This is a genomic window from Nonomuraea sp. LP-02 (genome assembly GCF_036289125.1).
Classification (GTDB): domain Bacteria; phylum Actinomycetota; class Actinomycetes; order Streptosporangiales; family Streptosporangiaceae; genus Nonomuraea; species Nonomuraea bangladeshensis.
In genome coordinates this window covers 3,890,467-3,915,543 of the sequence record NZ_JAXCLK010000001.1, presented here as the reverse complement: position 1 = coordinate 3,915,543, position 25,077 = coordinate 3,890,467, and the positions used below count along the sequence as shown (strand labels likewise).

Sequence of the window (25,077 nt, the reverse complement as noted above, 5' to 3'; positions counted from 1 at the left end):
ACGAGCTCAGCCGATGAACCTGGCCACCGCCGGGATGCGCCGCAGCACCAGCCAGTCGAGCAGCAGCACCGCCGCCATCGTGACCCCGGCCAGCGGGAACACCAGCCCGAGCACCGCCATGATGGCGATCACCCCGTACGCGCTGCGCCGGTCGGTCGGCCGCGCGGGCGCCCCGGCGCGGCCACGGGGGCGGCGCTTCCACCACATCATCGTGCCGGTCACCACGAGCGTGACCAGCGCCAGGCAGGCGGCCAGCATGACGGCCAGGTTGGCGGGCCCGTACCTGCGGCCCTCGTGCAGCGCGATGCCCTGCTCGACGAGCTTGGCGACGGTGCCGTACTCGGCCCAGCCGTACGACGTCAGCACCTTGCCCGAGTACTGGTCCACGTGGAGCGTACGGGCGGCCGACGGGTCGCGGCGCGGCTCGGCCACGACCGTGTAGACGCCGGTCGGGCCGTCCGGCAGCAGCACCTTGACGTCGCACTCGGCGCACGAGGCGACCGAGGGCCGGGCGGCGGCCAGCGCGGCCTCCACCGGCAGCGCGCCGGGCTGCAGCACCCCGCCGCCGCCGCCGTGCCCGGCGTGCTCGCCGCCGGAGCTCGGCACGGGCAGCCGCTCGGCCGCCCACGGCACCTTCGCGTCCGGGTTCCCGGACAGCTCGCCGGACAGCGGCGGCGTCGAGGTGCTCGGGAAGCCCGCGGCGCTCGGCGCGGTCGAGCCGGTACGCTCCTGGACGCGCTGCAGCCCGTCGCCCCACACCCCGGACCACGGCAGCCCGGACATGACCAGGAACACCACCACCGCGCCCGCGCCGACGCCGACCAGCACGTGCAGGCGGCGCAGCCGGCCGCGGGCCGACCGCGACGCCCTGCTCCGGGTCCCGCGGCCGGTCCACCACAGGTACGTGCCCGAGACCACGAGGATCAGCGCCCAGCACGCGGCCACCTCCACCACCCGGTCGCCCACGGTGCCGGACATCAGCTCGCCGTGGATCGTCCGCACCACCCGCATGAACGTGGCCGCGTCGTCGATCTGCCCGACGACCTCGCCCGTCCCGGGATGGACGTAGACCGAGACGCCCTGCGCGAACGGGCCGCTGTCCGCGCCCTGAAGGATGACCCGGGTGGTGCGGTCAGGGGACGCGGGCGGGATGACGGACATCACCGGCGCGCCGGGACGCGCCCGCTGGGCGGCGGCGATCTGCTCCGACAGCGGGCGCGGCGCGGCCACCGGCTGCGCGAGCTCCCGCACGTCCTGGTAGCGCCACGCCTCGAACGGCTCCTTGAACAGGTAGATCGAGCCCGTGACGGCGAGCACGAGCAGCACGGGGGCGACGAACAGGCCCGCGTAGAAGTGCCACCGCCAGACGGCGCGGTAACGCTGGGACGAGGCGGCGGCGGGAGGGGCGGGGGTGGTGCTGACGGGACGGGCCTCGACTGAGGTCATGGGGGGACTCCGTTCCTTACGGAGAGGTTCTTCGCCCGGAGGCTCCTCACGGGAGGTTTCTCGCGGAGAGCTTCCTGACGCGAAGGGGTGGGGGCGCGCGCACGGCGGCGCGGCGGGTCCGTACCCGGTCTCCGGGCACGGCGGAGCGGCCGCGCGGCGTCGACCTGCCGCGCGAGCTGCGGAAACGGAAGAAAAGGCGGCTACGTCACCGTACGGGCGGTCCCCGCCGGCACATCGCCCCCGACAGGACATGCGGCTGCCGGACGGCGACCGCGCCGGGCACGGCCGGGCGGGTCACGCCGGTCTCCGGGAGCGGGGCGCGGACGGTCAGGCCGCGCCAGAAGCCGCGCACCGCGCGGGCCAGCAGCGCCAGGAACGTCCCCAGCGCCGTCTCGCCCCGGTGCAGCCACCAGGCGGACAGCGCCGCGACGACCACGTGCGCGACCAGCATGCCGAGCCCCGTGGAAAGCTCGCCACCGCCGTGCCCGTGTTCGAGAGAGGCGTGCTCGTGGTGGTGGGAGGCGGGCGCGGTGCCGCCCATGCCGAAGAGGCGGTGCATGCCGTACTGCGCGGCGAAGGCGGCCACGACCAGCGTCCCGAGCGAGCGCCTGCGGCGGGCGAGGAGGAAGGCTCCCGCTCCGGTCGCGGCGGTGGCGGCGGCGAGCAGCCCAGGGCCGACGCCGGAGCCGCCGGCCAGCGTGTGCATGCCGAGCGCGGCGTACACGCAGACGACGGCGAACACCATCGAGCGGGGGCCGCGCAGGCCGGCCCGGCCGGCCTGCGCGCCGTCCCTGCTGTCGGTGCCGCCGAAGCGTCCTTCCTGCTCGGGTTTCATGCGCGACCACCGCTCACACCGACAGATACGGGGGCGTGTCTGGAAAAGTTCAGACATCCGCCCCCGCAGTCACGGCCGCCGGGGCGTCAGGAGGATCCCCCTTGAGCCGCCGCCACCGGGCCGGTGCCGCCGCTCGCGCGGTAGATCCGGTACGTGGCCAGGACGTTGAGCCGGTGCAGGTCGCGGCAGAGGACGAGCATGCCCTGCCGGGCGAGGTCCTGGGGCACCGGATAGCCGGCGAGGGCGGCCGACAGCCCGGGGTCGAGGTGCCCGGCCCACGGGTCGGTGCAGGCCGCGAGCGTCTCCTCCAGGCCGTGCCCCGCCCGCACGCTCGACCACACCTCGTCGCGGAGCCGTTCGAGGTAGCCGATGAGGGTGTCCACCGCCACCGGACCGTTCCCCATCGGGCCGTGCCCGGGGACGATGGTCTCCAGCTCCGGCAGGGCCTCGCGCATCCGGCGCAGCGAGTCCACGTACGGTTCGGGGGCGCCCTGGAGCAGCATGTGGGCGATGCCGGCGTGGCAGAGGAAGTTGCCCGTCCAGGCGGCGCGCGCGTCCGGGACGTAGACGATCGTGTCGCCCGGCCCGTTGCCGGGGCCGAAGTGGTGGAGCTGGACCACCCGCCCGCCCAGGTCGATCTCGGCGTAGGAGTCGAACGTCAGGTCCGGCCTGCGCCAGCGGGTGACCTCGTCCAGCAGGGCGGCGTCGCCGTACATGTTGCCCGACCGGGCCCGCTTCTCGTAGGCCAGGTCGCTCATGCTCGCCTTGTTGGCGGTGGAGGAGACGATCACGACGTCCTCGGGGAACGCGGCGTTGCCGAAGGTGTGGTCACCGTGGTACGTCGTGTTGACCAGGTAGCGGAGCGGCCGGTCGCCGAGCGCGGCGGCGGCCGCCTGGATCCTGACCGAGACCTCAGGAGTGATGCCGGCATCGATCACCAGCGCGGCGTCCCGCCCCCAGACCACCCCGTTGTTGTCCTTGGGCGGCAGGTTGGCCATGAGCGCCCACACCCCCTGGGCGAGCTCACGCGGCACGAGCTCCAGCCCCACGGGTGACAGGTTGGGCCCGCCGTAGCCGTCGGGCCGTTCGGCGATCTCGCGGTCGGGAACGAATGGCGTTCGCATGAGATGTCCTTCCGTGCGGGGCGATCGGTCAGAGCTGGGCGGAGGCGGCCGCCGGCCGGGGGAGCGGTGTGCCGGACGGCCGGGGGAGCGCGGCGGTCCAGAGCCGGTGCACGAGGACGGGGCCGATGATCCAGTAGCCGAGCGAGGTGACGATGCCGGGGAAGGCCAGATCTCCTGAGACCAGGTCGTAGACCGGGTGGCCGATCGCATTGCCCATCGCACCCATGATCGCGAAGAACCAGGCGATGAGCAGCGGCACCCGCCAACCTCGGTAGATCGCGAGGGCGCCCACGGCGAAGGCCGCGTAGCTGACCATGTTGATCCAGACGAACAGCGGCAGCGACATGGCCGGCGCGCCGAACACCTCCGTCGGCCAGCGCACGTTGAACCCGTTCATGAACTCCTCGCCGAAGTGCAGGAACTGCCAGGCGAGGCCGACAAGGTAGATCGGCAGCACCCGGGAGGGGTCAGGGGGCCTGCGGTCGGTGGTGGCGAGGTGGCAGCCGTAGGCGATCACCATGGCGGGGATGAAGGTCAGCCACAGGGCCAGGCCGGGCGACAGGTAGGCGAACAGCGCGATCAGGGCCGCGGCCAGCACGCCTGCGGCCACGGAGGATCGGGGACGGGTCATCGGATGCTCCTCATGAGAGGACGGCGGACGAGGCGAGGTGATCACCACCGCGACGCTACGGCGGGGCCGCCCGCGCGGCATCTGTCACCTGACCGGTCATCCCTCTGCGGGCATAAGTCACGGTCTCATTAGGATCGTCCGGTGTTGTACGGGCGTGAGGCCGAGACCGATCGGATCGGACGGGTGCTGGCGGAGGCCAGGCAGGGCCGGAGCGGCGTGCTGGTGCTGCGGGGGCCGGCGGGCATCGGCAAGTCGGCGCTGCTGGAGCTCGCGGCGCGCGAGGCGGCGGACACCGGCATGCGGACGTTGCGCGGCGTGGGCATCGAGAGCGAGACCGAGCTGGTGTTCGCCGCCCTCCACCAGCTGCTGCGTCCCGGCCTCGACCGGCTCGGCCGGTTGCCGGCCCCGCAGGCGGACGCGCTTGCCGGCGCCTTCGGGCTGGCCGGCGCCACCGCGGCCGACCGCTTCCTGGTGGGGCTCGGCGCCCTGACCCTGCTGTCCGAGCTGGCCGGCGAGGGGCCGCTGCTGTGCCTGGTGGACGACGCCCAATGGCTGGACCGGTCGTCGGCCGACGCCCTGCTGTTCGCCGCCCGGCGGCTGGAGGCCGAAGGGGTGGCGCTGATCCTCGCGATGCGGGACGGCGGTCACGCGCTCCGGCCGGCCGGTCTGCCCGAGATCCGGCTCGGCGGGCTCGGCTCCGCCGACGCGGCCACGCTGCTGAGCGAGACCGCCGGTTCGCTGGCGCCGCACGTCAGGGATCGCATCCTGGCCGAGAGCGAGGGCAACCCCTTGGCACTCATCGAGCTGCCCGCGGCGCTCACCCCCGAGCAGCGGCTCGGCCACATTGTCCCGCTGGCCTACCATCCGGGCCCGCTGCCGCTCACCGAGCGGATGCAGGAGGTCTTCCAGGCGCAGATCCAGGCCCTGCCGGGACCCACCCGGACCCTGCTGCTCGTGGCGGCCGCCGAGAGCACCGGTGATCCCGGCGTCGTCCTCGCCGCCGCGCGGCGGCTGGGCGTCGGCACCGAGGCCGTCGAGCCGGCGGAGCGGGCGGGGCTCATCCGGGTCGACGGGCAGCTCGCCTTCCGCCACCCGCTGATCAGAGCGGCCGCCTACCAGGGAGAGCCGTTCACCACGCGCCTCGCGGCGCACCGGGCACTGGCCGCCACGCTCACCGAGCCCGGCCCCGGCCCGGATGCCGGCGGGCAAGCCGGCCGGCAAGCCGCTCCGGAAGCCGGCCAGCAAGCCGGTCCGGAAGCCGGTCCGGAAGCCGGTCCGGATGCCGGGCCGCGAGCTGACGCGCGGGCCTGGCATCTCGCCGCCGCCTGCACCAGCCCCGACGAGGCCGTCGCCGCCGAGCTGGAGCGGGCGGCCGAACGGGCCAGGCGCAGGAGCGGCCTGGCCGCCACGGCCGCCGCCTACCAGCGGGCGGCGCAGCTGAGCCCCGGCCCGCGTGACCAGGTGCGCCGGTTGATCGGCGCGGCCGAGGCGGCGATGGACGCCGGCCAGCTCCAGCGCTCCCGTACGCTGGCCGACCGCTCGGCCCTGCTCACCGCCGATCCGCGCGAGCGGGCCAGGCTGGCCGGGGTCCGCGCGGCCATCGAGTTCGAGCAGGGCTCGCCGCGGGCCGCGCACGGCATCCTCATGACCGCCGCCGAGCCGATCGCCGCCACGGATCCGGTCATGGCCGCGTCCCTGCTGGCCGAGGCCGTCCGCGACGCGTGGTTCGCGGGCGCGCCCGGCCTTGCCGGGCGGGCCGTCGAGCGCCTGCACGCTCTCGATCTGCCCGCCGGCCACCCCCTCCAGCCGGTCATCTCCGCCCTGACCGGGCTGGCCGCCCTGCTGGCGGGCGACCCCGAGCGCGGCCTGCCGCCCATCCACGCGGCGCTCGCCGCCGCCCGGCGCGTCCCGCCCACCGCGCCCGGCGAGCGGCTCATCATCGCCTCGATGGCCTTCATGGTGGGGGACGACGAGACCTCCCTGGACCTGGCGGCCCGTCTGGCCGACGACTGCCGGAACCAGGGACTGGTCGGCTGGCTGCCGCACGCGCTGCAGAACCTCGCCAGCAGCCAGCTCTACCTGGGCCGCTTCCAGGAGGCCGGGGCGTCGGCCGCCGAGGCCGTGCGCATCGCCGAGGACACCGGGCAGCACCACCGCGTCGATCACCTGCAGGGCGTGCTCGCCTGGCTCGCCGCGGTCTCGGGCGACGAGGGGACCTGCGAGCGGCTGACCGGCGCCGTCCGCGCCCACGCCATCGATCACGGCAACGTGTCGAGCCTGGCCTGGGCGGTGTGGGCGCAGGGCCTGCTGGCGCTCGGGCAGGGCCGGACGCGGGCGGCCCTGGACCACCTGGAGGCGGGCCTGGACGGTGCCGTGCACCACCAGCTCTCGACCACCCTGTTCGTGCCGGACCTGGTGGAGGCGGCCGTCCGATGCGGGGAGCCGGAACGGGCGAAGACGCCGCTCGCCAGGTTCGGCCGGTGGGCCGCCGCCAGCGGGCAGCCCTGGGCCCGCGCGGTCGCCCTGCGCTGCCGGGCGCTGACGGCCGCGAGCGAGGAGGAGGCGGAAGCCTGCTACGCCGAGGCCGTCGGGTTGCACCTCAGCGGCGGGCGGCCGTTCGAGGAGGCCCGCACCCGGCTGCTGTTCGGGGAACGGCTGCGCAGGAACCGGCGCAAGGCCGAGGCCAGGATTCATCTCAGGCAGGCGCTGGACGTGTTCGAACGGGCCGGCGCCGCCCCTTGGGCCGCCCGTTCCCGCGCCGAGCTGCGCGCCTCGGGGGAGACGGCCACCGGCGCCCGGCTGCCGGGCGCGGCCGGGCTGCTCACCGCGCAGGAGTTGCAGATCGTCCGGCTGGCCGCTCGGGGCGCCACCAACCGCGACATCGGCGCGCGGCTCTTCCTGAGCCCGCGCACGGTGGGCTACCACCTGCACAAGGCGTTCCCCAAGCTCGGCGTGGCGTCCAGGACCGAGCTCGCCCGGCTGGACCTGGGCGAGCGCGGCTGACCGTCACGGCTCGGAGCCGGGGAGCTGGTGCGGGGCGTTGTAGACCAGGCGGGGCGGGTGGCCGCCGAACAGCCGGCTGACGGTGACGAACGTGTAGCCCTCGCGGGACAGCGCCTTGAGCACCTTGGGGATGGCGCGCACGGTCGTCGGGTGGATGTCGTGGAAGAGGATGACGCCGCCGGGGCGGGCCCCCTTGATCGCGGCTCTGGCGACCCTGGCGCTGTCGCGGTGCAGCCAGTCGAGGGTGTCCACGCTCCACAGCACGAGCGGACGCTTGATCCTGACGCGGAGGGCGTCGTCGAAGGCCCCGTACGGCGGCCGGACGAGCGCCGGCACGAAGCCTGCGGCGGCCCTGACCGCCTCGTCGGCGCGGGCCAGCTCGGAGCGTACTCCGGCGGCGGACAGCTTCGTCAGGTCCTGGTGCGACCAGGTGTGGTTGCCGATCTCGTGCCCGGCCGCGGCGGCGTGGCGCAGCACGGAGGGGTAGGCGGCGACGTTCTGGCCGACGACGAAGAACGTGGCGTGCGCCTGGTGGGCCGCCAGGTGGCGCAGCAGCGTGCCGGTGTACGGGCCGGGACCGTCGTCGAAGGTCAGGGCCACGCACTTGACGTGCCGGCAGTCCACGGGACGAGCGTCGGAGGCGTCGCGGGACGCGGTCGGCCGCGCCTCGGGAGCCGCGGGGGCGGCCGACGGAGCCGGGGGCGAGGGGTCCGTACGCGGGCCCTGCCGGGCCGCCGCGTGGACCGTTCCCGTCCCCGGAGTGTGGTGAGCCGCCCCGTACGCCGCCACGACCAGGATGATCGAGGCGACCACCCGTCCCGTACCAGTGTTCATGTGATCCCCCTCCGCGCACCGCCCCTGAGCGCGGCTACCTTGATTCGACACCGGCGGGTCGCGTCTGGTTCGCCAGAGACGGTTCGCCTGATGACACACTTTTGTCCTGTCATGGCCAGGCGCCGGCGTCGGCTGACGTACGATGCACTCCGTCTGCCGCGGGGAGCCGCGAACAGGCTGACCGCGATCGCCCAGCGCCGGCGTCGACCGGCTCGACGCGCTGCTCAGCCTGCGCGCCCGCGGCGGACCCCGCCCGCCTGGCTGCCCGCCTGGGTCACGCACTGGGCACGCACGGCGCGGACGCTTGCTCCGGCGATCCGGAGCCGGGGATCATGCGGGGAATGGACTACTACCTGATCTCCAACTCGGCACATGACCGGTCCCTGGCGGGAGTCCTGGTGGAGGAGTTCGTCCTCTGCGAGGACTTCACCGCGACCGGCATCGACAGCGCCGAGTGGGGATCGGAGACCGGGGAGTGGCTGTCCGCGCCGGAGGTCAGCAGGCTCATCCGCTCCGACGGCGCGCTGCGCGCCCGGGTACGGCCGGCGGGCCGACGCACGGCGCGGGAGGCGTACGCGCGGCTCGGCGGGGGAGAGCTGCCCGAGGAGGAGGAGTTGCGCGAGCATTTCCGGCGCCGTCAGCCGCTGCCCACCACGGCCCCGCTCCGCCTGGGGTCGGGGGAGGCCAGGGACCGCCGCTACCGCATCCTGTTCGCCGGCGAGCTGGGCGCGGACGGGCTGGCGGCCGCGCAGGCGGCGCTCCGGCTGGAGCCCACGGGCGATCCGCGGGTGGTCGGCAAGGCGTCCGTCAGCGCCGGCGGGCACGGCTTCACGTGGGAGCTGCGCCGCATCGGGTCGGGGATCGCCTGGTGCGTGGACGTGACCGCCCGCCTCGGCGGCGGCTCCCTGAACACGCTGGAGGCGCTGCTGAACTACCACCGGCAGGCCGTACGCCGGCAGGGCCTGATCCCGGTCACGGTCGAGCGCTTCGCCTGAGCGCCGCCAAGGGCCCGCATGAACCGCCCGCATGAACCACGCAGTCCCGGCGTTCGTATTGTCGGTCGTGAGCCCGTGATCCGCATGCCCGCCGTCATCGGGGGAAGAGGCGGTGGCTCACACGCGCGACTGTCCGCTCTCCTCAGGCGGGAGGCATCATGCGGAACGGCACGACGATCACCGGCGCCCTCGCCGCGGCGCTGCTCCTGACCGCCGGTTGCACATCAGACGGCGGGAACGGCGGCGCGGGCACGCCGGCGGAGCGAGGCCCGGTGGCCGAACTGGCGATCACGCCCGCCGACGGGACCACGAAGGTCCCGCCGGACACGGGCGTCGGCGTCAAGGTGGCGCAGGGCAAGCTCACCGGCGTGAGCGTGGCCGACGCGAAGGGCCGCCACGTGCGCGGCACGCTCGCCGCCGACGGCACCTGGCGCCCCCGGTGGCCGTTACGGCCCTCGGCCCGCTACACCGTCAACGCAAAAGCCACGGGCGCCGACGGCAAGCCGGTCACGGCGACGGCCACGTTCACCACGCTCAAACCGACCCGGGTGCTGGAGAGCGGCATGTCGCCGCTGGACGGCGAGAAGGTCGGCGTCGGGATGCCCGTGCAGCTCCTGCTGTCGCGGCCGGTGACCGCGAAGGCGGACCGGGCGCGGATCGAGCGGGCGCTGGAGGTGCGCATGTCGGAGCCGGTCGAGGGCGCGTGGAGCTGGGTGAGCGAGCGCGAGGTGCAGTTCAGGCCGCGCGAGTACTGGCCGGTGGGGGAGAAGGTCACGGTCGTGGCGCATCTGGCTGGGCTACGCGCGGGCGAGGGCGTGTGGGGCACGAAGGACCGCGAGCTGAGCTTCACCGTCGGCCCCTCGCACATCACGAAGGTCAGCGCGAGCACCCACCGCGCCGTGGTGCGGGACGGCGGCAAGGTCGTCAGGACGATCCCGGTCAGTCTCGGCAAGCCCGGCGACGACAGCTACTCCGGCGTCATGATCGCGCAGGAGAAGTCCGCCACGACCATCATGGACTCCGCGACCGTCGGAAAGCCGGGCGAGTACCGCATCCGTACCAAGTGGAACGTCCGCATGACCTACAGCGGCACCTTCTTCCACGCCGCCCCATGGTCCACGGGCGCGCAGGGCAGCCGCAACGTCAGCCACGGCTGCGTCAACGCCAGTCCGGAGGACGCGCGCTGGTTCTACGAGTTCACCCAGCGCGGCGACGTCATCGAGGTCACCGGGACCTCCAGGAAGCTGCGCTTCGGCAACGGCCCGACGCCGTGGGCCAAGGCGTGGGAGGACTGGCTGGCCGGCAGCGCGCTCGGCAAGCCGGTCAGCGGGTAGGACGACAAGCGGAAGGGGAAGCGAGGTGGTCCTGATGAGCGGGGACCGCACGGTGGACGGCCGGCTCGGCGCCGTCCTGCTGTGGACGCTGATCTGGGTGCTGAACGCCTATGTCCTGCTGACGGGCTGAGCGCGCTACGGGTGGCCGCCCGGCACGACCAGCCCCGACTCGTAGGCGAGGACGACGAGCTGCGCCCGGTCGCGCACGCCCAGCTTGGTCATCGACCGGCTCACGTGCGTCTTGGCGGTGGCCGCGCTGATCACCAGGTGCGCGGCGATCTCCTCGTTCGACATGCCGCGGCCGACGAGGGAGACGATCTCGCGCTCCCGCTCGGTCAGCCGCTCCAGCCCTTCGGGGCGGGCGGCCGGGCGGGGCGGGGTGCTGACGTACTCCTCGATGAGGCGGCGCGTCACCGACGGCGACAGCAGCGCCTCGCCCTGGGCCGCCACCCGCACCGACCGCAGCAGGTCGCCGGGCTCGATGTCCTTGAGCAGGAAGCCGGTCGCCCCCGCCCGCAGCGCGGCGAAGACGTACTCGTCGAGCGCGTAGTTGGTGAGGATCACCACGCGGACGCCGTCGAGCTCCGGGTCGGCGCCGATCCTGCGGGTGGCCTGGATGCCGTCCATCAGCGGCATCCGCACGTCGAGCAGCGCCACGTCGGGGCGCAGCCGGCGGGCCAGCTCGACCGCCCGCGCGCCGTCGCCCGCCTCGCCGACCACCCGGATGTCGTCGGTCAGCTCCAGCAGCGCCTTGAACCCGGCGCGGATGAGCGGCTGGTCGTCGGCCAGCAGGACCTTGATCACCCGGCCGCCCCCGCCGGCACCGGCAGGTCGGCGCGCACGCTGAAGCCGCCGGCCGGGCCCGGCCCCGCCGTCAGCGAGCCTCCTGCCGCGACCGCGCGCTCGCGCATCCCGATCAGCCCCATCCCTGGCGTGACCGTCCCGGCCTCGCCGTCGTCGTCCACCCGCAGCGTGATCCCCGCCGGATCGTAGCCGACGGCCACCGCGACCGACGCCGCGCCCGAGTGGCGCAGCACGTTGGTCAGCGCCTCCTGCGCGATCCGGTACGCGGCCCGCCCCACCCCTGCCGGCACCGGGTAGGGCTCGCCGGTCACCTCGTACGACACCCGCAGCCCCGCCCGCCCGGCCCTGGACACCAGCCCCGGCAGCCCGCCGAGCCCGGCCTCCGCCTCGCGCTCAGGCCCCGCCCGGCGCAGCACGCCCAGCGTGGCCCGCAGCTCGCGCATCGCCTCGTGCCCGGAGTCCTTGACCGCCGCCAGCGCCTCCCTGGCCCGCGCCGGATCCCGGTCCATCAGCTCCATCGCCACCGCGGCCTGCACGTTCACCACGGAGATGGTGTGCGTGAGCGAGTCGTGCAGCTCCTGCGCGATCCACAGCCGCTCCTCGCCGGCCCGGCGCAGCGCCGCCTCCTCGCGGGTGCGCTCGGCCGCCTCGGCGCGCTGCTCCACCGCCCGCAGGTACGCCCGCCTGCTCCGGGCCACCTCGCCGACCACGACCATCGCGACCAGCCAGCCGCTCAGCAGCGTCATGCCGTCGCCGGCCGACGGGTCCTGCTCGGCCAGCGCCATGACCCCGTACACCGGCAGTGCCAGCCCCGCCGCCAGCCAGATCGCCTGCGCCCGGCGGCCGAGCGAGGCGAGGGTGTAGATCGAGGCCAGCGCGGGCCCGGCGGTGAACATGCCCGGGTAGTGGGCGGCGTAGTAGGCGGCGCCCGCCGCGACGGCGACGATCCCGGCGGTCAGCGGGGCCGCGCGCCGCCAGGCCAGCGACAGCGCCGCGACGGTGATCAGGATCAGGCCCGCCGGGTCGAGCGGGCGCTCGCCGGGACCGGTCCACGACAGGCCGGCGTACGTGCCGCCCATGATCCCGGCGAGGGCGGCGGCGGCGATCAGGGCGTCGGTTCTCCGGCTGTTCATGCCCACACCGTAGAGCGTCGCCGCCGGGGCGGGCGTCGTCCGGGGGGCGTACGTCGGGGGCGGGAACGGGCCGGTGTACGCCGCGGGGAGTACGCCACAGTGCCGCCCGCCGGGCGACGCCCGCGAGGAGCCCGGCGGCGCACGATGGCGTCCCATGACCACTCCTTCCCGGATCCCCTCGTGGATCCTGTGGCCGCTGCGCGGCCTCGCCACCGCGCACCTGGCCGGCGTGCTGGCCCAGGCGGCGCTGGCCGGGCTCTTCGTCACCGGCGACGTGGACCTGCTGGCCTGGCACCGCGACAACGCCGGGGTCACTCACGGTTTGCTGTACCTGCAACTCCTGGCGGCGGTCCTGCTGTGGCGGCCCGGCCGCGGCCCCCTGTGGCCGGCGCTGGCCAGCCTGGGACTCGTGGCGGCCGAGACGGTCCAGGTGGCACTCGGCCAGTGGCGGGTCATCGCGCTGCACTTCCCGCTCGGCATGGCCGTCTTCGGGCTGTCGGCCGTCTTCACCGTGTGGACGTGGCGCTTCGGCCGGGGGAGCGCGGCATGAGCGGGTCCCGGCTGTCGAGGAGGGCGTTCCTGGGGGTGCTCGGCGCGGCCGGGCTCGCCGCCGCCGGGTGCGCGGAGCGCTCCGGCGAGCTGCTGCCCAGCCTGGCGCCGCTGCCCAGGCCGTTCACGGTGCCGCTCCCGGTGCCCGCGCCCGCCCGGCCGGTCGCCCCCGGCCGTTACGAGGTGACCCAGCGGGCGGCCGAGGCGGAGATCCTGCCGGGCCTGCGGACCCCGATCTGGGGGTACGACGGCACCTTCCCCGGCCCCATGTTCGAGCTGCGGCGCGGCCGGCCGGTCACCGTCGCGGTACGCAACGAGCTGCCCGTCCCGACCTCCACCCACCTGCACGGCGGCGTCAATCCGCCGGACGCCGACGGCTACCCCACCGACCTCGTCGTCCCCGCCGGCCACCACGCCCACCACGCCCACGGGCACCCCGAGACCCACCACCAGGGCGTGAAGGAGTACCGCTACCCGGTGGACCAGCCCGCCGCCACCCTCTGGTACCACGACCACCGCATGGACCACACGGCCCCGCAGGTGTGGCGCGGCCTGGCCGGCCTCGCCCTGGTACGCGACGACGAGGAGGACGCCCTGCCCCTCCCCAGGGGCGAGCGGGAGCTGCCGCTGCTCATCTGCGACCGCTCCTTCGCCGCGGACGGCTCCTTCCGCTACCCCGACCACGCGGCGGGCGAGCACTTCGGCGGCGACCACATGGAGGGCGTCGAGGGCGACGTCGTCCTCGTCAACGGGGCTCCCTGGCCGGTCGCCGAGGTCACCGCGACCCGGCACCGCCTGCGCCTGGTCAACGCCTCCAACGCCCGCCGCTACCTGCTGCGGCTCGCGCCGGGCGGCCCGCCGTTCGTCCAGGTCGGCAGCGACGCCGGGCTGCTGGCCGCGCCGGTGGCCCACGCGGAGATCCCGCTCGCGCCCGGCGAGCGCCAGGACGTGCTGGTCGACTTCTCCGCCTACCCCGTCGGCACCGCGGTCACCCTGGTCAACGCCCTGGGCGAGGGGTCCGCCGGGAACGTGATGCGTTTCGTCGTCGCCCGCCGCGCCGCCGACGACAGCGCGGTGCCGAAGGTGCTCTCCCGCAGGGTGATGCGTCCCGCCGACGTGGGGCCGGCGGTCGCCACCCGCCGGTTCGACTTCCGGCGCGGCGAGACCGCCTGGACGATCAACGGCCGGCCCTACCGGCCCGGCGTCCCGCTGGCCCGGCCCCGGCTCGGCACCGCCGAGGTCTGGCGCTTCACCAGCGACTTCCACCACCCCGTGCACCTGCACCTGGCCCACTTCCTGGTGCTGGCACGCAACGGGCGGCCGCCGGCGGCCACGGACGGCGGCTGGAAGGACACCGTGGACGTGCGGCCGTACGAGGTCGTGGACGTGCTGGCCCGCTTCGCCGGCCACCGGGGCAGGTACATGCTGCACTGCCACAACCTGGAGCACGAGGACATGGCGATGATGGCCGACTTCGACGTGGTCTGACGCGACGGCGAATGGTCACATAGGGGAGACTTGCTGTCGAACGGGACATTCGCGGTAGGAGCAGGCATGCACATCGTACGCTTCGTCAGCCCCCTGACCGGCGCCGACGCGGTCGGCGTCGACGACGGCGAGCACGTGACCGAGCTGTCCGGCGTCACCACCGTCGGCGAGCTGCTGCGGCTGCCGGCCACGGAGCTGCGCGAGCGCGTCACCGCCCCCGACGGCGCCCGGCACCCCTCGGCGGAGGTGCGCAGGCTGGCTCCGGTGGACGGGCGCATGGAGGTGTGGGCGGCGGGCGTCACCTACCGGCGCTCGCGCGAGGCGCGCGTGCTGGAGAGCGAGCGGGCCGCCGACGTGTACGAGCTGGTCTACGACGCCGAGCGGCCCGAGCTGTTCTTCAAGTCCGCAGCCTGGAAGGTGACCGGTGACGGCGGCCGCATCGCGGTGCGGGCGGACTCGGAGATCGACGTGCCGGAGCCGGAGCTCGGCCTGGTGCTCAACGCGGCCGGCGAGATCGTCGGCTACACGGTCGTGGACGACGTCAGCTCCCGCACCATCGAGGGCGTCAACCCGCTCTACCTGCCGCAGGCCAAGATCTACCTGGGCGCGTGCGCGGTCGGCCCGGCCATCCGGCCCGCGTGGGAGGTCGCGGACCCGTACGCGCTGGACATCACGCTCACCATCGCCCGCGGCGGCGCGACCGTGTGGGACGGCAAGTCGTCCACCTCGGAGCTGCACCGCCGCCTCGACGAGCTGGCCGGCTACCTGTTCCGTGCGGACGTCTTCCCCGACGGCGCGGTGCTGGCCACGGGCACGAGCCTGGTGCCCGACCTGCCGTTCACCCTCCAGGACGGCGACACGGTGACGATCGGGATCGGCGAGGTCGGCACCCTGACCACCACCGTGGTCAGGGGCCTGGAAGGCATGCGCGCGTAGCGGGCCGGGTCACCAGCGGGACGGCGGCGGGGGCGGCACCACCGGCGGGCGGTCGTCGCAGGTGATCGTGTTCGGCAGCATCCACGGCGCGAGCCAGCCGCCGTCGTTGCCGCCGAGGTCGGTCAGCGTGAACTCCGAGCCGGTGGGCGGGAAGCCGAAGGAGCCGCAGTTGTTCACGCCGACCGCGCCGACGTTGCGCGCGTCCACGTTCTCGAACGTCGCCGACCCCCTGACCCGGGCGCTCACCACCGACGTCCCGGTGCCGTCCACGCGGGTGTCCTTGAAGTGCACGTTCGTGATCGCGTACAGGTCCTTTACCGACCACTCGCTGACCAGCATGATCGCGTTGTAGGTGCTGTCGAGGAAGTGGTTGCCGGTGGCCCGCACGTCGGCGGCGATGTCCCGCTCCAGGGCGTAGAGCCAGATGGCGCCGAGCCCGATGTTCCAGTTCAGCTCGTACGTCCCCGCCCGCACGGTGGTGTTGCCGGAGATCGTCAGCCGCCCCTCGAACGGCTCGGCCCCGAAGCGGGAGCCGACGTGGATGGCGCTGCCCTCGCGGACCGGGTCGGCCACCAGGTTGCCGGAGACCGTGTTGTCCCGGCCGCCGTAGACGGCGATGCCGTTGGCCAGCACGGGCGACTGCACGGTGTTGCGCTCGACGCGGTTGCCCGCGTCGGCGCTCTTCTCCGACCACAGGGCGATGGCGTCGTCGCCGGTGTTACGGAGCACGTTGCCGGCGATGACCGAGTCCGTGACGCCGGTGTGGAAGTTGATCGCGTCGGCGATCTGGTCGACGATCATGTTCCCGGTGATCCGCAGGTTCGTCATCGGCCCGTCGAACCACATGCCGACCTTGGTGTGGCGGATGTGCAGGCCCTCGATCGTGGAGTCGCTGAGCGCGCCGCCGACGCCGTTGACCTGGTCGGTGTCGACGCGTTCGCGCACGTCGCCCTCGATGGCGAAGCCGGACAGGTGCACGTTCCTGCTGCCGCCCTCGGCCGCGGGCCTGCCGTAGAAGCCGACGCCGGTGTGGACGGAGCCGTCGGGCGCGGGGGCGGGCAGCGCGACCTCGCGGCCCTTGATGATCGTGTGCCAGTTCCCTGCGCCGGCGATGGTGACGTCGTCCACGATGATGTGCCGGTTCACCTGGTACGTTCCCGGCGGCACGTACACCTTGAGCCGGGCCCGCTTGGCGAAGGCGATGGCCCGGTCGAACGCCTCCGCCGACTCGCGCCGGCCGGTGGGGTCGGCGCCGAAGGCCACCACATTCGCCCCCGGCACCGGCCGCGGCGGGCCGACGAGCTGGGAGTCCATCAGGTCGATGACCGTCCAGGCCGCGCCGCCGCGCGCGGGCGCGGTCAGCCGTACCCGGTCGCCCGCGCGGTAGGCGCGGCCGAGCAGCAGCCGCTGCTCGTCGTAGAAGTGGTGGGGGCGGAACGGCTTGGCGACGACCGGCGGCGGCGTGGTGGCGTTCGGCACGCAGGCGCACTCGGTGATCCACCAGTCGGGGTGCAGCAGGTCCGCGCCCGGGTCGTTCGAGAACGGGTACTGGTTGTACAGCCAGGAGTACTGCGAGGTCAGCGTCATGGTCCGGCGGTCGCCGCCGTTGACCGTGACCTCCAGCGGCGCGGTGATCCCGCCGCCGCCGGGCGCGTCCGGGATGCTGTAGCGCACGGTGAGGGCGTTGGCCGCGGCCGGCAGCGTGAACTCGACGTGCTGGCCGGGCGCGAGCCGCACGGCCCGGCGGCCCGACGCCTCGGACGGCAGCGTGTACGCGTTCCGGTCGGGGCCGATGACGGTGCCGTTCGTGGCGGCGTTCTCCGCCTCCTGCTCGGCGAAGTCCACGGCCGCGCCACGGCCGGCGACCAGGGCGGGGTCCAGGCCCGCTCGCGTCACCACGGGAGCCCGTCCTGCGGCGGCCGCGGGGGTGGCCGGGGCGAGCCCGGCGACGGCGAGTAAGGCCGACACGGCCAGAAGGGGGATACGGCGCATCCGGTGCTCACTTCTCTCGGGGCGTCCGAGGGTCGGGGGGTGACGCGACAGTAGGTCCCCCGCACACCGGTCCACAAGGAGTTGTGCGGAACTTTCGCCTTTTCGCCGACTTCTTGCGTGGCGGCGCAAGCACTTGCGCGCTGTTACGTCATGTCCGCATGCCTGTCGCCGGCCGCGGCGGCGTCCTCGCGCAGCCGGCGGGCCCGGCGGCGCAGGTTCTCGGCGGTGGCCAGGCAGGTGTCCTCCAGCTCGGCCAGCTCGCGGCGCAGCCCCGCGGCCCGCTCGGCGAACCGTTCGGCGGCCGGGCCGGTCCAGAACGCCTCGCACTCGTGCGGGTGCGCCGGCACGCCGTCGAGCACGCCGGTCAGGCGGCGGGCGTAACGGGTGAAGGTGGAGGCAAGGGACTCCTTCTCGGCGGCCTGCCGGAGGAGCTGCTGCTTGGTGGTCATACGCGTTCTCCGGCGTCGCGAAAGGTCTCCAGGTCCTGCCACAGGCGGTGCCCGGCGTCCAGGGCGCCGGTCAGGCCGGACCAGGCCCGCTCACGCAGGCCGTCCGCGCCCGCGCCCGGCTCCAGGGCGTGCCGCAGCGCCGCGGCGAGTGCCCGCTCGTAGGCGGGATGGGTGCCGAGGGCGTAGGCGTCCAGCAGGACGCCGGTCTCCTTCTGGTGCTCGGCCAGCAGCTCCTGCAGCGCCTCGGGGAAGGCGCGGTAGGCGTGCGCGAGGTGGTGCAGGTTCCAGTCGGGACCGGCGTCCGGGCGGCGGTTCAGCAGCTCGACCGCGACCGCGTCGAGAAACGCGCCCGACGGGCGGGCCAGCGCGATCAGCGTGGTCAGCACGTCGGCCGGAGCGGTCGCGGGCAGCTCGCACCACTCCTCGCCGAGCCTGCCGGTGCGCTCGGCGGCGGCGAAGGACCGCGCCAGCAGGCCGGGGGAGGCGGCGGCCGCCCGGGCGAGCGCGGCGGGCGGCAGGCCGTCGCGTTCGCCGGGGACCTCTGCCTCCGACCAGCCACGCAGGACGAGGACCAGGCCGTCGGGCCCGAGCGCCCCCAGCAACGCCGCCGCGTAGGCCGGATCACCGGCCGCCTCGCGCGCTGCCCGGCCGGCCGCCCCGCGCGCCGCCCCGCCGGCCGTCTCGCCGGCCGCTGCGGAGGTCGCCTCGCCGGTCGGTCCGGTGGTGGCGGCGAAGGCGCGCTCGACCTCGTCGGGGCGGCCCGCGGCGAGGGCCGCGAGGACGGCCGTGGCCGTCTCGGCGGCCGCCCGCGTGGCCTCCGCCTCGCCGGCGAACGGGAACGCGGCCGTGAGCAGGCCGCGCTCGCGCACCGGCACGAGCTGCTCGGCGGTGTCGATGCGCCACCTGAGCTCCCGCCGCGCGTCGTGCAGGAACTCCTGCGCCCGCCGCAGGACGGTGGCGCCGTGGCGGCCGGTCCAGTCGTCGCCGGCCTCCGCCACGGCCGCGTCCACCAGCGGACGCACGCCGCCCAGCAGCAGGCTGCCCGCTTCGAGACGGCGAATGAGGTCGTGTGCTCGGCTGGGGTCGATCCCCACGAACTCCCCCATGGTGAAACCCTCCCAGAGGGTGTGATTACCGCGTGAGTCAAACACACTCGGCGGCGCGTCGCAGGGCTTTCGCCGTCCCATACGCAACGGGATTGACATCCTCCCGTCCTGAAGAACGAGAAGTCCCACGGTCACCCGTGAGGGTTCCTGTTTCATCGGGCCGCGCCTCCCCGGAAGACTCCGGAGCCGGTCTTACCAGCCCTCCGCAGGCGTTTTACCTCTCCGCAAGCCCTGCGGCGAGGATGTCACGGGCCGCGTTCACGTCGCGGTCGTGCGTGGTCCCGCAGGAGGGACAGGTCCACGACCGGACGTTCAGCGGCATCTTGTCGTTCATGTGACCACAGCCCCGCGTCGAACACAGTCTGCTCGACGGGAACCAGCGATCCACCGCCACGAGCGTGCGTCCGTACCACTGCGCCTTGTACTCCAGCATGGAGCGGAACTCGCGCCAGGAGGCATCGGAGATGGCGCGTGCCAGCGAACGGTTCTTCAACAGGTTATCGAGTGGTGACCTTGTGCAGGAAGTCCCGCCGCCGGCCTGCGATGCGGGCATGGGCGCCGGCCACCTTCAGCCGTGCCTTGGCCCGGTTCGCGCTGCCCTTGGCCTTGCGGGACAACTCGCGCTGTGCTCTGGCCAGCTTGCGCCGGTCGCGGCGCTCGTGACGCGGGTTGGAAATCTTCTCCCCGGTGGACAGGGTGAGCAGGCGGGTCAACCCGGCATCGATCCCCACCTCCCCCGCGACGGGCGGAAGTGCGCGCTCCTTCGGGCAGCGGACGCGACCACACGATGTCCAAGGACACGTCCATCTTCGCCAGCTTCAACGCTCCGCCCCGGACGGTGTAGCGGCGGTTGCGTTCGGCCAGCGCCTTGTTCCAGACCAGCCGGACACACCCGAACGTGCGGTTCAGAAGATCCGCCTGCTCAGGGGTCGGGTAGAAGCGGTACTTGTAGGCCCGCTTCACGATCTGAGACATGCTTGACATGGTCACGCTTGATCATGTCAAGCATGTCGTCTGATCACCCGGTGGCGTCCTCCTTCTCGAAGGAGCTGAGTGTGGGGTCGTAGTCGGAGGCGCCGATGTCGTACATCGGGGTCATCCAGTGGTAGAAGTTGTCGCCGCGCTCGCGCAGCAGGTCGTACAGCCTGCGCATCAGACGGCGGCGGACCCCGGCCAGCTCGGGATGGGTGTAGCGGTTGCTCAGCTCGTACGGGTCGGCGTGCAGGTCGTACAGCTCGTTGACGGACTCGGGGTTGACGACGAGCTTGTAGCGGTCGTCGCGGATCATCCGCTGCGGATAGGGGAAGTGGTGGCCGTGGTACTCGGCCAGCAGCTCGCCCGGCCACTCCGGACGCTCGCCGCGCACCAGGGGCAGGAGGCTGCGGCTGTCCACGGCCGGCTCCGGGTCGCAGCCGGCCAGCTCCAGGATCGTCGCCGTGCAGTCGGTCAGGGTGACGAACTCGTTCCTGACCTGCGGCGGCGCGCCGGGCACGCGGACGATGCCAGGGATGCGGTAGATGTCCTCGTACATGGCCGGGCCCTTGTCGTGCAGCCGGTGGGCGCCGGTGAACTCGCCGTGGTCCGCGGTGAAGAAGACCGAGGTGTCGTCGCTCAGCCCCAGCTCGTCGAGGCGGTCGAGGATGCGGCCGAGCTGCTGGTCGATCAGCGTCACGTAGCCCCAGTAGACCGCGATCAGCTTGCGGGTGATCTCGATGGGCAGGGTGTCGAACGCCCAGTGGGCGCTGTAGTTGCGCTGCACCGGCGGCTTGCCCTCGAACGTCTCGGCGATCGACGGCGGCAGCTCCACCAGCTCCGGGTCGTACATGTCGAAGTACTCGTCCGGCAGCAGGTACGGCAGGTGCGGCCCGAAGAAGTGCGCGGCCAGGTAGAACGGGCGGCCGTCGGCGGCGTATCGGTCGAGGTGCTCGATCGTCCGCGTTGCCAGGTAGTGCTCGAACGTGGCCTCGACCGGCTGGTGCAGCCGCCCGGCCAGCAGGTTGCCGGGGTTGCCGTTCGGCGTCGTCCCCCGGATCAGGTCCGAGATCTTGTACGGCGGCAGCCCCCGCTCCTCCAGGTAGGCGAGGTAGTCGGGGTGGTCCACCGGGTTGTGCCAGCCGGGCAGGTCGGGGCCGTCGAAGCCGTAGGAGGCGGCGTTGCGGTGGGTGCCGCCGTGCCACTTGCCGATCAGCCCGAGCTGGTAGCCGCGCTCCTTCAGCGCCGACGGGAAGGTGAACGCGTCGTCCCGCAGGTCCTCCAGGTAGCCGACGTTGCGCTCGTAGTTGGCCAGCAGCCGGTGCCGGAACGGGGCCTGCCCGGTGAGCAGGCTGGCCCGCGCCGGCGTGCAGATGGCCGTCGGCGTGTAGAACCGGTCGAACCGGGTGCCGCTCGCGGCCAGCCGGTCGAGGTTGGGCGTGGCCACGTGCGGGTTGCCGTAGCAGCCGAGCGTGTCCACCCGGTGCTGGTCGGTCATCAGGAACAGCAGGTTCACTTGCCGTACGCCTTCTCGTAGAGGTCGCCGGTGTAGTACGACGACGGTTCGGGCAGCGACTTGAGCTGGCCGGTGCCGACGAAGAAGTCGCCGAGGCTGTTCAGCCACTTGGCGACCGTGCCGTCCTTGGTCTTGGCGACCAGGTCGGCCGTGGACATGACCTCGACGTTGGCCGCGTCCGCCTTGACCTTGGCCGGGTCGAGCTTGAGCAGGGCGGCCGTCTCGGTGATGGTCTCCTCGGGGTGCGCGGCCCGCCAGTCGTTGGCCTCCTGCAGTACCTTGATCACCTTGGTGGTCAGCTCCTGGTCGGTGTCGGTGCCGCTGACGAAGGCGTTCGGGAACGAGTTGTCGGGGTACTCACGGGTGCTGGCGATCTCGGTCATGTCCGGCACCTTCTCCTTGATCGTGTCGATCAAGGGGTACCAGAGGCCGGCGCCGTCGATCTGCCCGGCCGAGAACGCCGACACGACGGTGGCCGCGTCCATCGGCACCTTCTCGATGTCGGCGGTCGTCATCCCGGCCTTCTGCAGGGCCAGGTTGAGCACCATGTCGCCGGAGGTGCCCTCGGGCACGCCGACCTTCTTGCCCTTGAGGTCCTGCATGCTCTTGACGCCGGGCCGGCCGATCACCCGGTCGGCGAAGCCGAGCGTGTTGATGGAGACGACCTTGGCCTTGCCGGAGGCGGGCAGCCACATGGCGCCGGGACCGATGTAGCCGAAGTCCAGGTCGCCGGCGCCGAGCGCCTGGATCTGGAGCGGTCCATTCGTGAAGACCTTGATCTCGGGGGTGAGCCCCTGCTTCTCCCAGAGCCCCTGCTTCTGGGCGACGGCGAGCAGGCTGGCTCCGTTGTAGTCGCCGATGTAGCCGAAGCGGACGGTGGTGCCGTCGTCGGAGCAGGAGGTGACGGAGAGCGCGATGACGCTCACCGCGGCTGCGGTGGTGAGGGCGCGGCGAAGAGAGCGCATGTCGTGTTAATCCTTTCCAGGGGGTCTTTAAGCTGCTTTGGGCTGGTGGTAGACGCCGTGCCAGACCTCGTTGCGGATGCGCGCGAACTCCGGCGACAGCCGCATCTCCTCGGTCCTCGGGTACGGCAGGTCCACCTCGACGATCTGCTGGACGCGGCCGGGCCGGGCGGCCATGACGATCACCCGCCGGGCCAGGTAGACGGCCTCGTCCACGTCGTGGGTGATGAACATGACCGTGCGCTGCTCGCGGCTCCAGGTCGCGAGGAGCTGGTCCTGGAGCTGGACGCGGGTGAGCGCGTCGAGGGCGCCGAACGGCTCGTCCATGAGCAGCACCTGCGGGTCGACCGCGTACGCGCGGGCGATGGCGCAGCGCTGCTTCATGCCGCCGGACAGGGTCTTCGGCAGCGCGTCGGCAAAGTCCGACAGCCCGACCAGCTCGATCGCGTGCTCGGCGCGCCTCCTCCGCTCGTCCGGCGGCAGGTTCATGAGCTTGAGCCCGAACTCGACGTTCTTGCGCACGGTCAGCCACGGGAACAGCGCGTACTGCTGGAAGATCACCCCGCGGTCCGGCCCCGGGCCGGGGACGGGCGCGCCGTCCACCAGCACCTCGCCCGAGGTGGGCTCGGTCAGCCCGGCGGCCATGCTCATCAGCGTGCTCTTGCCGCACCCCGACGGGCCGACGACCGTGACGAACTCGCGGTCGGCGATGTCCAGGGAGACGTGGTCGAGCGCGGTGAAGACGCCGTCCTTCATCGGATAGGTCTTGACGATGTCCCTGAAGGAGATCTTGGCGTTCATCGGCGCTCCTGCCAGTCGGTGAGGCGGCGCTCGGCGAGCAGCAGCAGGCGGTCCATCAGCAGGCCGAGCACGCCGATGGCGATGAGGCCCACGAAGATCGTGGACAGGTCGTAGTAGAGCTGGGCCTGCTGCATCCGGTAGCCCAGCCCCTCCTGGGCGGCGATCAGCTCCGCGGCGACCAGCGTCCCCCAGGCCGAGCCGAGCCCGACCCGCATCCCGACCAGGATGAACGGCGTGGATGCCGGGACCACGACCTTCAGGAAGATCGTCCGGTCGGACGCGCCCAGCACGCGGGCGGCGTTGATGAGCGTCTTGTCCACGTCCACCACGCCCTGGAAGGTCGAGACGACGCTGGACAGGAACGCGGCCAGGAAGATCACGAAGACCTTCGGCACCTCGCCGATGCCGAGGAGCACGATGGCCAGCGGGATGATCGCCAGGGGCGGGATGGTGCGGAAGAACTGCACGTACGGTTCCAGCAGGCCGCGCGCGGTGGCGTACCAGCCCATGAGGAAGCCGACCGGGATCGCGAGCAGCGTGCCCATGAGGAAGCCGAGCAGCACCCGGCGGAGGCTGGCGAGCGCGTCCTGGAGCAGGGTGCCGTCCGCGACCAGCTCGCCGGCCTTGGCCGCCACCTCCAGCGGGGTCGGCAGGCCCTGGACGCCGATCGTGGCCAGCAGCGTCCAGACGAGCAGGCCGAGGACGACCGCGACCAGGTTGAGCACGAGCGTGCGCCGGGGACGTCCGGCGGCGCGCCGCGCCGCCGGGGCCGCCGGCTTGCCCAGCGTGGTGAGCTGGGTCATGAACCCTCCTTCACGAGGTTGTTGTGCCGCGGTGACAGCGGGGGGACTCCGGCGGCGAGGTCCGGGCCGGCCGGGTAACGGGAGAGCAGGGGCGACTCGTGCAGCACCAGCGCGATGCCGCCGAGCGCGCCCGCGGCCTCGCCGAGCGTGGCCCGGCGCAGGCTGACCCGGTGCCGGGAGATCGGCATGATCCGGGCGTCGAGCGTGCGCCCGATCGGCTCCAGCAGCGCGGCGCCGGTCTCGGCCAGCTCGCCGCCGATCACGATCACGCCGGGGCCGACCGCGTTGCACAGGGCCGCGAGCACCGCGCCGATGTCCGCGCCGACCTCCGCCAGCAGGGCGAGGGCGCCCGGCTCCGCCCTTCCGACGGCCTCGACCAGGCCGCGTACGTCGTCGGCGTGGCCGCCGCGCTCCCGGTAGGCGTCGAGCACGGCCCTGACCGAGGCGACGGTCTCCAGGCAGCCGGCGCCGCCGCAGGAGCACGGCCGGCCGCCCGGATCGACCACGATGTGGCCGAACTCGCCGGACAGGCCGTACGCGCCGCGGTGCAGCGAACCGTCGATCACCAGGCCGCCGCCGACGCCGTGGGACAGGCGCAGGTAGAGCACGTCCCGGCCGCCGGCGGCCGCGCCCCAGATGGCCTCGCCGAGCGCGGCCAGGCGGGTGTTGTTGTCGAGCAGCACGGGCACGCCGAACCGCTCGCGCAGCAGCACCTGCGCCCGGTGGGGGAGCGGCTCCCCGGCCTCGCCGTTGCTCTCGATGTCGCCGTCGGGGTCGCCGTCGGGGTCGCCGTCGGGGTCGCCGTCGGGGTCGCCGATGGGGCCGACGACGCCCGCGCCGATCGCGCTCAGCGCGCCGAGCCGCAGGTCGCCGCCGCCGAGCCGGCCGATCAGCCGCTCGGCCAGGTCCACCCGCCGCTCCCAGGGCAGGTCGGCGTCGTGCGGCTCGCTGGCCGCGCCGACGATCTCGTGCGCCAGGTTGACCGCCGCCACGTGCAGCGCCCGCCGGGCGAAGTCGATGCCGATCGCCTGCCCGGCGCCGGGGTTGAGCGTCAGCGTCTCGGCCGGTCGGCCTCGGCCGCGCGGGCCGTCGTCCTGCTGCCCGGCGGGCACGACGGCGCCGGTGGCGACGAGCTCGGCGAGGATGTCGTACAGCGTGGTGCGCGACAACCGGCACAGCTTGCCCAGCTCGCCCCGGCTCAGCGGGCCGTGCTTGCGCAGCAGGCCGAGCACGAGCTCTTCGTGCCCGCGCCGGAGCTGGGACAAGGGGCCACGGGGTGGTGACATGACGGAGAGTGTGCCGAGGTCACCTCTTTTTCGTCAATAACCCGGAAAAAAACTTGTCCTGACTTATACCGACTTCGG

General features: G+C 73.5%; 21 protein-coding genes and 1 pseudogene. 6 read left to right on the top strand and 16 right to left on the bottom strand.

Annotated elements, in window-relative coordinates:
• Positions 1-6: 6 nt before the first annotated feature.
• The 4 genes from SMD20_RS18160 to SMD20_RS18145 all read right to left on the bottom strand — a co-directional run bounded on the left by SMD20_RS18160 (position 7) and on the right by SMD20_RS18145 (position 4,036).
• On the bottom strand, positions 7-1,446 hold the full coding sequence (locus SMD20_RS18160; protein ID WP_329582359.1) for a PepSY-associated TM helix domain-containing protein: 1,440 nt from the start codon (positions 1,444-1,446) through the stop codon (positions 7-9).
• A 205-nt stretch (positions 1,447-1,651) separates the two neighbouring features.
• The gene (locus tag SMD20_RS18155; RefSeq protein WP_329582356.1) at positions 1,652-2,281 is read right to left on the bottom strand and encodes a hypothetical protein; all 630 of its coding nucleotides are present in this window, start codon (positions 2,279-2,281) and stop codon (positions 1,652-1,654) included.
• Between the two features lie 86 nt (positions 2,282-2,367).
• Positions 2,368-3,405 carry an MBL fold metallo-hydrolase gene (locus SMD20_RS18150; RefSeq protein ID WP_329582353.1) on the bottom strand — a complete coding sequence of 346 codons (1,038 nt, stop codon included), beginning with the start codon at positions 3,403-3,405 and terminating at the stop codon, positions 2,368-2,370.
• A 28-nt stretch (positions 3,406-3,433) separates the two neighbouring features.
• Positions 3,434-4,036: a hypothetical protein gene (locus tag SMD20_RS18145; RefSeq protein WP_329582350.1), complete on the bottom strand. Its 603-nt coding sequence runs from the start codon at positions 4,034-4,036 to the stop codon at positions 3,434-3,436.
• 141 nt (positions 4,037-4,177) lie between these two features.
• On the opposite strand from SMD20_RS18145, the gene SMD20_RS18140 reads away from it, so the two are divergent.
• Positions 4,178-7,039 (top strand): ATP-binding protein, encoded by a 2,862-nt coding sequence (locus SMD20_RS18140; protein ID WP_329582348.1) that lies wholly within the window; start codon positions 4,178-4,180, stop codon positions 7,037-7,039.
• A gap of 3 nt (positions 7,040-7,042) precedes the next feature.
• Here SMD20_RS18140 and SMD20_RS18135 read toward each other — a convergent pair whose 3' ends face one another.
• Positions 7,043-7,873 (bottom strand): polysaccharide deacetylase family protein, encoded by an 831-nt coding sequence (locus tag SMD20_RS18135; RefSeq protein WP_329582345.1) that lies wholly within the window; start codon positions 7,871-7,873, stop codon positions 7,043-7,045.
• Positions 7,874-8,214: 341 nt separating this feature from the next.
• On the opposite strand from SMD20_RS18135, the gene SMD20_RS18130 reads away from it, so the two are divergent.
• The gene (locus SMD20_RS18130; protein WP_329582343.1) at positions 8,215-8,868 is read left to right on the top strand and encodes a hypothetical protein; all 654 of its coding nucleotides are present in this window, start codon (positions 8,215-8,217) and stop codon (positions 8,866-8,868) included.
• Positions 8,869-9,026: 158 nt separating this feature from the next.
• Positions 9,027-10,202, top strand: coding sequence for a L,D-transpeptidase (locus SMD20_RS18125; protein ID WP_329582340.1), 1,176 nt, complete (start codon positions 9,027-9,029; stop codon positions 10,200-10,202).
• Positions 10,203-10,337: 135 nt separating this feature from the next.
• Here the strand turns inward: SMD20_RS18125 and SMD20_RS18120 are convergent, their stop codons facing one another.
• Both SMD20_RS18120 and SMD20_RS18115 read right to left on the bottom strand, forming a co-directional pair.
• Positions 10,338-11,006: a response regulator transcription factor gene (locus SMD20_RS18120; RefSeq protein WP_329582338.1), complete on the bottom strand. Its 669-nt coding sequence runs from the start codon at positions 11,004-11,006 to the stop codon at positions 10,338-10,340.
• Positions 11,003-12,295, bottom strand: coding sequence for a sensor histidine kinase (locus SMD20_RS18115; RefSeq protein WP_329582334.1), 1,293 nt, complete (start codon positions 12,293-12,295; stop codon positions 11,003-11,005). Before SMD20_RS18115 ends, SMD20_RS18120 begins: the two co-directional genes overlap by 4 nt.
• On the opposite strand from SMD20_RS18115, the gene SMD20_RS18110 reads away from it, so the two are divergent.
• The 3 genes from SMD20_RS18110 to SMD20_RS18100 all read left to right on the top strand — a co-directional run bounded on the left by SMD20_RS18110 (position 12,294) and on the right by SMD20_RS18100 (position 15,112).
• A complete protein-coding gene (locus tag SMD20_RS18110) occupies positions 12,294-12,689 on the top strand; it encodes a hypothetical protein (RefSeq protein ID WP_329582331.1) in 396 nt (131 codons plus the stop codon). The genes SMD20_RS18115 and SMD20_RS18110 overlap by 2 nt on opposite strands.
• Positions 12,686-14,176: a multicopper oxidase family protein gene (locus SMD20_RS18105; RefSeq protein ID WP_329582328.1), complete on the top strand. Its 1,491-nt coding sequence runs from the start codon at positions 12,686-12,688 to the stop codon at positions 14,174-14,176. Before SMD20_RS18110 ends, SMD20_RS18105 begins: the two co-directional genes overlap by 4 nt.
• A gap of 66 nt (positions 14,177-14,242) precedes the next feature.
• Positions 14,243-15,112 carry a fumarylacetoacetate hydrolase family protein gene (locus tag SMD20_RS18100; RefSeq protein ID WP_329582325.1) on the top strand — a complete coding sequence of 290 codons (870 nt, stop codon included), beginning with the start codon at positions 14,243-14,245 and terminating at the stop codon, positions 15,110-15,112.
• A 9-nt stretch (positions 15,113-15,121) separates the two neighbouring features.
• Here the strand turns inward: SMD20_RS18100 and SMD20_RS18095 are convergent, their stop codons facing one another.
• The 9 genes and pseudogenes from SMD20_RS18095 to SMD20_RS18055 all read right to left on the bottom strand — a co-directional run bounded on the left by SMD20_RS18095 (position 15,122) and on the right by SMD20_RS18055 (position 24,999).
• On the bottom strand, positions 15,122-17,104 hold the full coding sequence (locus tag SMD20_RS18095) for a glycosyl hydrolase family 28-related protein (protein WP_329582322.1): 1,983 nt from the start codon (positions 17,102-17,104) through the stop codon (positions 15,122-15,124).
• A gap of 143 nt (positions 17,105-17,247) precedes the next feature.
• Positions 17,248-17,553 (bottom strand): hypothetical protein, encoded by a 306-nt coding sequence (locus SMD20_RS18090; RefSeq protein WP_329582319.1) that lies wholly within the window; start codon positions 17,551-17,553, stop codon positions 17,248-17,250.
• Positions 17,550-18,659: a hypothetical protein gene (locus tag SMD20_RS18085; RefSeq protein WP_329582316.1), complete on the bottom strand. Its 1,110-nt coding sequence runs from the start codon at positions 18,657-18,659 to the stop codon at positions 17,550-17,552. The genes SMD20_RS18090 and SMD20_RS18085 overlap by 4 nt, the downstream gene beginning before the upstream one ends.
• Before the next feature lie 223 nt (positions 18,660-18,882).
• Positions 18,883-19,634, bottom strand: a pseudogene (locus SMD20_RS18080) (RNA-guided endonuclease TnpB family protein); the annotation flags it as partial.
• Between the two features lie 43 nt (positions 19,635-19,677).
• Positions 19,678-21,147, bottom strand: a complete 1,470-nt coding sequence (locus SMD20_RS18075; protein ID WP_329582313.1) for a sulfatase-like hydrolase/transferase — start codon at positions 21,145-21,147, stop codon at positions 19,678-19,680.
• On the bottom strand, positions 21,144-22,112 hold the full coding sequence (locus tag SMD20_RS18070; RefSeq protein ID WP_329582310.1) for an aliphatic sulfonate ABC transporter substrate-binding protein: 969 nt from the start codon (positions 22,110-22,112) through the stop codon (positions 21,144-21,146). The genes SMD20_RS18075 and SMD20_RS18070 overlap by 4 nt, the downstream gene beginning before the upstream one ends.
• A gap of 27 nt (positions 22,113-22,139) precedes the next feature.
• Entirely contained in the window at positions 22,140-22,910 is a 771-nt protein-coding gene (locus tag SMD20_RS18065) for an ABC transporter ATP-binding protein (RefSeq protein ID WP_329582307.1), read from the bottom strand.
• The gene (locus SMD20_RS18060) at positions 22,907-23,713 is read right to left on the bottom strand and encodes an ABC transporter permease (RefSeq protein WP_329582305.1); all 807 of its coding nucleotides are present in this window, start codon (positions 23,711-23,713) and stop codon (positions 22,907-22,909) included. Before SMD20_RS18060 ends, SMD20_RS18065 begins: the two co-directional genes overlap by 4 nt.
• Entirely contained in the window at positions 23,710-24,999 is a 1,290-nt protein-coding gene (locus SMD20_RS18055) for an ROK family protein (RefSeq protein WP_329582303.1), read from the bottom strand. The genes SMD20_RS18060 and SMD20_RS18055 overlap by 4 nt, the downstream gene beginning before the upstream one ends.
• Positions 25,000-25,077: the final 78 nt, after the last annotated feature.